Origin of the sequence: Candidatus Methanoperedens sp. BLZ2, assembly GCF_002487355.1 — an archaeon.
GTDB lineage: Archaea > Halobacteriota > Methanosarcinia > Methanosarcinales > Methanoperedenaceae > Methanoperedens.
The window spans coordinates 23,061-31,173 of sequence record NZ_NTMG01000037.1 but is presented as its reverse complement, the minus strand read 5'-3'; the positions used below and the strand labels follow the sequence as shown (position 1 = coordinate 31,173).

The following is an 8,113-nucleotide window of genomic DNA, read 5'->3' as shown; positions in this document are numbered from 1 at the left end:
AGTTTATTCATTATTTTATTTTTCGTCCTCAGGTTTTTTTTTTTTTTTTTTTTTTAGACACGACAGGCACGGGACCATAAAGCACATGGCTTCACCGTACCTGGGGGCGCATACAGGCTCAGTATTGATGCACCCGCTGCAAAGAGTCGTCTCTGCTTGCGGCCCCTGGCAGCGAAGTTCGCATACAGGGCAGATATACATGCATGCTCCGCATTTGCGGCATTCCTCTGATGTCATGTCAAAAGGCGTCGTAATATAACGATCCGACCCGCGGCCTGCATATCCTATTGCTTTTGCGGCCATCTGCTCCTCGCACATTCTTACACACAGGCCGCACAGGATACAGTCGTCATTCAATGGATCGAACCTGACTTCCTTCAGTTCCAGCATTGCAGCCATATCCTGCAGTTTCTTGGAACTAGGACATCGTGCGATAAGAAGTTCAAGTATCATTTTCCTGGTCTTTAGCACCCTGCTGCTGTGGGTTCGCACATTAAGCCCTTCCGTAACAGGATGCATGCAGGAAGCCACAAGTTTTGCCCTGTTCTCATTTCCTGCTTCTACAACGCACATCCTGCATACGCCGTAAGGCGTAAGCCCCTCGTCATAGCACAGGGTCGGGATGTTTATACCGTAGAACCGTATGGCTTCAAGAAGGCTCCATTTCGGGTCTGCCTGCACCCGGGCTCCGTTTAACATAAAAGAAACCATTTCTCCTCTTGGTTTTTCAGATTTTTTTGACATTATATCACTCCTTCCTCACAGCTTCGAACTTACAAACATTATAGCAGATGCCGCATTTAATGCACTTTCCGGTATCCAGTACATGAGTATGTTTCCTTTCACCGCTGATAGCACCTGAAGGGCAGTTCTTCTTACAAAGTCCGCAGCCAGTGCAGTTATCGGGATCGATACCGTATGTAATAAGTTCCCTGCATACACCTGCGGGGCATTTGTGGTCGCTGATATGTGCAATATATTCGTCCCTGAAATATTTCAGGGTGGACATTACGGGATTTGCCGCAGTTGTGCCAAGCGCGCAAAGGGAAGCATCTTTTAACATTCCTGCCAGGTCTTCGATAAGTGAAAGGTCTTCCATGCTGCCTTTACCCTGCGTAATGTCTTTTAGTATCTCACCCATGCGCCTCAATCCTTCACGGCACGGTACGCATTTGCCGCAGGATTCTTCCTGGAGGAAGTTCGTGAAGTACTTTGCAAGATCCACCATGCAGGTATCCTCGTCCATCACGATCATCCCCCCGGAACCCATCATTGACCCGACTTCTGTTAACCGTTCGTAATCAACTGGCATGTCTATCAGGCTTTCCGGGATGCAGCCTCCACTGGGTCCTCCGGTTTGAACGGCTTTGAAGGACTTGCCGCCAGGGATCCCGCCGCCGATGTCAAAAATGATCTCACGAAGGCTCATACCCATGGGGACTTCTACAAGACCTGTATTGTTAATTTTTCCTACGAGACTGAATACCTTTGTCCCTTTGCTGGATTCGGTTCCTATGGCCGAATACCATTCATATCCATTGTTTATTATCATGGGCACATTCGCCCAGGTCTCCACGTTATTCAGGTTGGAGGGTTTGTCCCACAATCCTTTCTCTGAAGTATGGATGTATTTGGCCCTTGGCTCACCGGGTTTGCCTTCAAGGGATGCCATAAGGGCCGTGGATTCACCGCATACGAATGCCCCGCCGCCCCTGTTCAATTTCACATCAAAGCTGAATCCCGAACCAAGAATATTCTCTCCCAAAAAGCCTAATTCCCTGGCCTGTTTGATAGCGACCGATATATTTGAAACTGCAAGAGGATATTCATTCCTGACATATACGTAACCTTCGTTCGAACCAATGGCAAAGGCGCCTATTATCATGCCTTCAAGAACACTGTGAGGATTTCCTTCAAGTATGCTCCTGTCCATATATGCTCCCGGATCGCCTTCGTCAGCATTGCATATTACATATTTTATATCTCCCTGTGCATCGCGGGTTGATTCCCATTTTCGTCCTGTAGGGAAACCGCCTCCGCCACGGCCCCGAAGACCGGATTTTTTGACCACATCAATCACGGCCTCAGGTGTCATTGTTCCCAGTACCTTTGCCAGGGCGCTATAACCTTTTATTGCCAGGTAATCTTTAATTTGTGCGGGGTCAACTCTTGTGTTATTTTCAAGAAGAAGACGATTCTGTTTATGATAAAAAGTTATTTCTTCTACATGGACCTTTTTTTTACCGCTAACAGGGTCTTGATAAAGCAATTTATCAACGATCTTTCCATTTTCTACCGTGCTGGCAATGATCTCTTTTACATCCGTGGGAATGACTTTCTGATAAAAAATCCCTTCCGGAAACACAATTACGATAGGACCCCTTTCACAAAATCCATGACATCCGGTTATCCTGAGATCTACTTTATCTTTCAGGTTTTTTGAGTCTAATTCGGCCTGTATCTCCCGGGCCACATTACTGCACCCGCTGGCATGACAACCAGTTCCGCCGCATACCGCAATGCATGGCTTATCCGGATCCCTTTCGGAAATGATTTCATTACGCAGGTCTTCAAGTTCTTTTTCCGATGATAATTTCAATGAGCTCACCCTCAGGTCTTTTTTGAACCAAGCAGGCTCTCTACCTTAATAGGAGTCATCTGCCCGCGGTATTCTTCGTTCTTGACAACTACAGGACCCAGGGCACATGCTCCAACGCAGTTAACTGTCTCAAGTGTATATTCATTATCCGCCGTTGTATCACCAGCTTTGATCCCCAGCTTGCGTTCCAGTTCTTCCAGGACCATTCTTGAACCCCTGACGTGGCAGGCAGTACCCATACACACATGTATCTGCTGTTTGCCTTTGGGTTTTAGACTGAATGCCTTGAAGAAAGTTGCAACACCAAAAACCTGCACCCTGGGAATTTTCAATCGCTTCGCCACATGATCCATCGCTTCACGCGGCAGGTACTGGTATTGGGCCTGTATGTCCTGTAATATTGATATTAACGAACCCTTTTCGCCATTATATTCATTTATTATTGAATCCAGTTTGGATTCATCAATTTTCATGTGATTCCTCCTCTATCCCTATTAATATCCTGTTGATATTTTCAATCGGTTTTTCAGGAATAATTAATGATTTTGAGACTGCTGATAGAGTCTCATACGCTCATCCCTACCGATTAGATACTATTTAAATTCAGGTAGTTTAATCAAAATAACATAATGTTTATATAAAGGAAACAACTTTCCGTTTCCGTTAGCGTAATATTTAAATAGAGGAAACACCCTTCCGCTTCCGGGCGTTTTTTGAAAGAACGCTGAATCAAAGTTTACAATGTGTGGAAGAACTCTCTTCAATTTAATGGAGTTTTCTTCAAAAAAACCAACTTGGAGAAAAAATATGAATCTTAGACAACCAAATGCGAATGAAGCGACACAGACATATAATCGATCAAAGAGCGTATCCCCGATGTCAGGGATATGCACACGATGTCTTGACGGATGCCGCGGGAATTGCGAAATCTTCAAATCCTCATTCAGAGGCCGAGAAGTGATCTATCCGGGACCTTATGGAACAATGACTGCAGGAGCAGACAAGAACTACCCTATAGATTACTCACACCTTAATATCCAGGGTTATGCAGTGGGCGCATGGGGACTTCCGGAAGGCGAAGATGCAAATCCGGATACCGCCAGGTTCCCAATCGTAAATACTGAGACCGAATATGGCTGGGATAAGAAAGTAAGGATGAAAGTCCCGATCTTCACAGGAGCGCTTGGCTCAACAGAGATCGCACGCAAAAACTGGGAACACTTTGCAGCTGGCGCTGCAATATCTGGAATCACCCTTGTATGCGGTGAGAACGTATGCGGAATCGATCCCGGACTTGTTCTTGACAGCAACAAGAAGATCAAGAATTCACCTGAGATGGACCGAAGAATTACAACTTATAATAAATATCATGAAGGCTTTGGCGAAATCCTTGTCCAGATGAATGTTGAAGATACAAGACTCGGTGTTGCCGAATATGTCTCATCAAAACATGACCTTGATACCATTGAGTTAAAATGGGGACAGGGCGCAAAATGCATTGGCGGAGAGATCAAAGTCAATAGCATCGAGCGCGCAGTTGAACTTAAGAAACGCGGGTATATTGTTACTCCCGACCCTGAAGACCACGCAATAAAGGCCGCATATAAGGACGGGGCAATAAAAGAATTCGAGAGACATTCAAGGCTCGGATTCGTCACAAAAGAAGGATTCTTTGATGAAGTAGACCGCCTGCGTGACCTTGGTTTCAAGAGAGTCACACTCAAGACCGGCGCCTATTCCATGGTTGAAGCAGCAATGGCACTTAAATACTGCTCGGAAGCAAAGATCGACCTGCTCACAATTGACGGCGCACCTGGCGGAACAGGCATGAGCCCATGGCCCATGATGGAAGAATGGGGTATCCCGACATTCTATCTCCAGTCACTTATCTATGAGTTCGCAGAAAAGATGAGCAAGAAAGGCATGAGAGTACCCGACCTTGCAATGGCAGGTGGCTTCTCAAGTGAAGACGGCGTTTACAAGGCCCTTGCAATGGGCGCACCATACTTCAAGGCAGTATGTATGGGAAGGGCACTCATGATCCCCGGATTCGTAGGCAAGAATATCGGACAGTGGATTAAAAATGGCGACCTCCCCAAGACCGTTTCCGAGTTCGGAAGCAGGCCTGAAGAGATCTTCGTTTGCTATGAAGAACTCGCGGATCGCTTCGGTGATGATATAAAGAACCTTCCACTCGGTGCAATTGGCATCTACACATATGCGCAGAAATTCAGGACAGGCTTGCAGCAATTGATGGCAGGCTCACGCAGGTTCAATGTTTCAACTATCGGGCGCCAGGATATAATGGCACTGACAGAAGACGCATCAAAAGTTTCAGGCATTCCGTATGTGATGAATGCATACAGGGACGTTGCAGAAGCAATTCTGGACGAATAAATAAAAAAGTAGTGGCAGATGGATTTTTTGATTAATGATCTATCTGCGTTCTATAATTTTTATAAATCAGTAAAAAATACTTCCATCCGATGGCAGGGTATCTGATAATATGCGAGATTATCGCTCACAGCAGTTAGACATTTCTTTCATATCATAAAATGCCTTGCAGAAGAAATTGCAGGCAGAATTCAATTCTATTTTTCCTTTATCAGTTAAAGAATAGTATTTATTTTCATCAGATTCTACCAAACCCTTATCCTTAAGCTCTTTTAATGCAGGATATAGCGTCCCGGGGCTCGGTTTTGTGCCTCTTCTTATTTCCAGTTCCCTGGATATCTGGGCCCCATTCATCTTCTTCTTGCTTAATATCCACAGTATCAGGTAGGACAAAAACCCTTTCATATCGCAGCAATTCATGAATATTATATTGGGTACAATGTATAAAAAGGTTGGTTTATATCGGATAACCGATACAATTAAATATTTGAACGCCTTATTATCGTATATCCGATATTACGGAGGAGGTGAAAAGAAATGAAAACCAGGGAATTCAAAATAACAAGCGACGGAAAAGAGGTTGCAACCATTGAATGTACAGATGACGGATTCAACGTAAAATGTACTGAAGAATGCGCTAAAATGTGCAAAGATTTCAAAGGATGCTGCTGATGCAGCATCTTTTGGTCATCCGGCGCTCCGGTATCCTGTAAAAAGTGTTGTCAATTCCCTTTGAATAACAACCAGTTTTTTTCCCCTGCTTTCTTGAATTTTACAAGCACATACCTTCCTTTCATTTTTTCTCCCTTTACAATGAACTCGATCTTATTCTCCTTCCAGTAAATGGTTTCATAAAATCCTTTATCCCATATCTTCACAGTTCCTGCCCCATACTGCCCTTCAGGGATCATTCCTTCAAATTTACCATATTCAAGCGGATGATCTTCCACCTGGACAGCAAGCCTTTTATCACCGCTTATTTCCGGGGGACCTTTAGGAACCGCCCAGCTCTTGAGAACTCCATCTTTTTCCAATCTCAGATCGTAATGAAGCCTGCGCGCATGGTGTTCCTGGACTACAAAGGATTTATCAATATCCGTACCCGTATCCATACACCTTTCCTTTTCATGCACCATTGGAGGCTCAGGTGTCATGCTAAAATCCCTTTTTTCCATGTAATCATCAGAAGAAAATGGCGCTTCTGCCAGTCTGGCAAGCATTGGTTTATATTGTTTCATTTGCCCAGTTTTTTGATCGTCTCCTGAAGTGCTACCATCAATTCCTTGACTTCCTCTTTCTTCGGAACCCGGGCAACAACAGCCCCTCCCTTCAGCTTCGTTTCTATGAGCTGTTCCATTTTTTCCCTGTAACTGTCCCTGTATTCGGCTATATTAAATTCCCCGGATAGTCCCTGAATAATCCTTGTGGCCAGTTCAATTTCTTTTTGCGAAGGTTTTTTCAGTTTTGAAAAGTCTTCTATATCGCCTGGATTAGCTACCTCGTCAGCATAGCGCAGGGTTGTCAGGATCAAAGCCCCCTTGTATTCATACACAACAACCGGGTATTCCTTTGTTCTCATAGTCATCGTTCCCATTCCTGCTTTGCCCTCCTGCCGGATCGCTGTCATCAGCAGGCTGTAGGCATCGGTATCATTATCAGGCGCAAGGATGTAAGACTTTTCAAAATACACCGGATCAATTGAAAGTAAACTGATAAATTTATCAAGCCTGATCCTCTGGTCCGATTCAGGTCTTATGGCATCCAGTTCCTCCTTTTTGAAAACAATAAACTCATTCTTTCGTATTTCATACCCCTTTGCAGTATTTTTCCAATCAACCACTTTATTATCCTTTGTGCAGACCCGTTCATATTTCAAGGGCTGTCCATCCTCATTGTGTAAAAGCCTGAATGAAAATGCCCTGTCACGGATCATTGTATAGACCTTGACCGGTACGTTGACAAGCCCTATTGTGATACTGCCGCTCCAGATGGGCCTGCCAGAGAGTTTAGTTGTGTCCTGATCTTGATCATCTTCCATTCTATCCCACTTCCAATGCCTGCTTATTTTCCAGTAACCCCTCCCAGGGATCGTTCTTTCTTTCTGAGATAGTAAATATATTGAACTCCTCAGGTCTTAATCCTTTCTTAAGTTCCTTCCATTCAATAGGTGTAGATACTGTTGCTTCAGGAACCCGAGCATCCTGGGGGCGATCTCAATATAGTATTTGATGATACGGGATTTTTTCAATCCCAGCTCCGGATAGAGGACCTTGTCCAGATTTGTGAATGATACTTTCGTTAGTTCGTCCACTATAGTTTTATCTTTATGGCAGGGTTCTTATATTCTTTTCACTATAGACATCCTTCATGGAAATCCGGCTTTCACGCCCCTGTGTTGAAGATCCCACCCGATATATCGCGGAATGTAATTTCGGAAAACAATTCGTTATGGAAAAATTATGCGATATCCTGCGGGAAACCGGGGCTAATGAGTTAAAATGCTCGTTAAATCTTGGTGTTGCCCGTTTTGAACTTGAAGGAAAAAGCGTGATGTTATATAAGAGCGGAAGGGTAGATATCAGGAGAATCCGGAACACGGATGAGGCCCGGATCTTCCTTGAAAAAATATTTTTAATGGTCAGGGATGCTTTTTAGCGATATATCCTCTTTGAGAATTCACCGATCTTATCCTCTGTTTTCTGGACAAAAGCATCCATCTTCTTATCAAGATGATCTTCAACTCCCTGGATGTTTATCCTTAATGAGCGTTCCTTCGTATCAATGGCTTCTTCAATATTTCTTAATCTTCCATCAAGCAGCAATATCATTGCTGCAAGAGAACCAATTAAAAGAACTGCTGCTAATATGATCACGGGGTCGGCAGGATTGCCAAGACGTGTCAACCATTTAATAGTCAATACAACTGAAGACAGTGTCATTATCACTGCAAGTGAGATATCCTTAGTGTCCATTCATCCACCTCTGTTTTTTCTATACTGAATATTCTTTTGCAGATATATATATTTAGTTGTAGGTTTTCTCGATATATCGAGTGATTTTAAGTGAATATCTATTATTGGTTTCATTTAAAGCTCAATTACTTTTTAAACTCTGCACATT

General features: G+C 43.9%; 12 protein-coding genes. 3 read left to right on the top strand and 9 right to left on the bottom strand.

Features of this window, described 5'->3' with window-relative positions; translation table 11 throughout:
- Window positions 1-15: 15 nt before the first annotated feature.
- Genes CL181_RS06220 through nuoE form a run of 3 tightly spaced genes read right to left on the bottom strand, consistent with a single transcriptional unit; the run spans window position 16 to window position 3,072 of the window.
- Window positions 16-744: a 2Fe-2S iron-sulfur cluster-binding protein gene (locus tag CL181_RS06220; protein ID WP_217993105.1), complete on the bottom strand. Its 729-nt coding sequence runs from the start codon at window positions 742-744 to the stop codon at window positions 16-18.
- Window positions 745-748: 4 nt separating this feature from the next.
- Window positions 749-2,599, bottom strand: coding sequence for an NADH-ubiquinone oxidoreductase-F iron-sulfur binding region domain-containing protein (locus CL181_RS06215; protein WP_217993104.1), 1,851 nt, complete (start codon window positions 2,597-2,599; stop codon window positions 749-751).
- A gap of 11 nt (window positions 2,600-2,610) precedes the next feature.
- Window positions 2,611-3,072 carry an NADH-quinone oxidoreductase subunit NuoE gene (gene nuoE / locus CL181_RS06210; protein WP_097298436.1) on the bottom strand — a complete coding sequence of 154 codons (462 nt, stop codon included), beginning with the start codon at window positions 3,070-3,072 and terminating at the stop codon, window positions 2,611-2,613.
- A gap of 334 nt (window positions 3,073-3,406) precedes the next feature.
- On the opposite strand from nuoE, the gene CL181_RS06205 reads away from it, so the two are divergent.
- Window positions 3,407-4,996 (top strand): FMN-binding glutamate synthase family protein, encoded by a 1,590-nt coding sequence (locus CL181_RS06205; RefSeq protein WP_097298435.1) that lies wholly within the window; start codon window positions 3,407-3,409, stop codon window positions 4,994-4,996.
- A 117-nt stretch (window positions 4,997-5,113) separates the two neighbouring features.
- On the opposite strand, the gene CL181_RS06200 is transcribed toward CL181_RS06205, so the two are convergent.
- Window positions 5,114-5,413, bottom strand: coding sequence for a PadR family transcriptional regulator (locus CL181_RS06200; RefSeq protein ID WP_217993103.1), 300 nt, complete (start codon window positions 5,411-5,413; stop codon window positions 5,114-5,116).
- Window positions 5,414-5,530: 117 nt separating this feature from the next.
- Here CL181_RS06200 and CL181_RS21090 point away from each other — a divergent pair, with 117 nt between their 5' ends.
- The gene (locus CL181_RS21090) at window positions 5,531-5,665 is read left to right on the top strand and encodes a hypothetical protein (RefSeq protein WP_255251451.1); all 135 of its coding nucleotides are present in this window, start codon (window positions 5,531-5,533) and stop codon (window positions 5,663-5,665) included.
- A 50-nt stretch (window positions 5,666-5,715) separates the two neighbouring features.
- On the opposite strand, the gene CL181_RS06195 is transcribed toward CL181_RS21090, so the two are convergent.
- Genes CL181_RS06195 through CL181_RS20195 form a run of 4 tightly spaced genes read right to left on the bottom strand, consistent with a single transcriptional unit; the run spans window position 5,716 to window position 7,304 of the window.
- Window positions 5,716-6,231: a DNA polymerase ligase N-terminal domain-containing protein gene (locus CL181_RS06195; RefSeq protein WP_255251450.1), complete on the bottom strand. Its 516-nt coding sequence runs from the start codon at window positions 6,229-6,231 to the stop codon at window positions 5,716-5,718.
- The gene (locus CL181_RS06190) at window positions 6,228-7,031 is read right to left on the bottom strand and encodes a Ku protein (protein ID WP_097298433.1); all 804 of its coding nucleotides are present in this window, start codon (window positions 7,029-7,031) and stop codon (window positions 6,228-6,230) included. Before CL181_RS06190 ends, CL181_RS06195 begins: the two co-directional genes overlap by 4 nt.
- A gap of 1 nt (window position 7,032) precedes the next feature.
- Window positions 7,033-7,158: a hypothetical protein gene (locus CL181_RS21480; RefSeq protein WP_369332915.1), complete on the bottom strand. Its 126-nt coding sequence runs from the start codon at window positions 7,156-7,158 to the stop codon at window positions 7,033-7,035.
- Window positions 7,128-7,304: a hypothetical protein gene (locus CL181_RS20195; protein WP_176505094.1), complete on the bottom strand. Its 177-nt coding sequence runs from the start codon at window positions 7,302-7,304 to the stop codon at window positions 7,128-7,130. The genes CL181_RS21480 and CL181_RS20195 overlap by 31 nt, the downstream gene beginning before the upstream one ends.
- Before the next feature lie 56 nt (window positions 7,305-7,360).
- Here CL181_RS20195 and CL181_RS06185 point away from each other — a divergent pair, with 56 nt between their 5' ends.
- The gene (locus CL181_RS06185) at window positions 7,361-7,648 is read left to right on the top strand and encodes a hypothetical protein (protein ID WP_097298432.1); all 288 of its coding nucleotides are present in this window, start codon (window positions 7,361-7,363) and stop codon (window positions 7,646-7,648) included.
- Here the strand turns inward: CL181_RS06185 and CL181_RS06180 are convergent.
- Entirely contained in the window at window positions 7,645-7,965 is a 321-nt protein-coding gene (locus CL181_RS06180) for a hypothetical protein (RefSeq protein WP_097298431.1), read from the bottom strand. The genes CL181_RS06185 and CL181_RS06180 overlap by 4 nt on opposite strands.
- Between the last annotated feature and the right edge of the window lie 148 nt (window positions 7,966-8,113).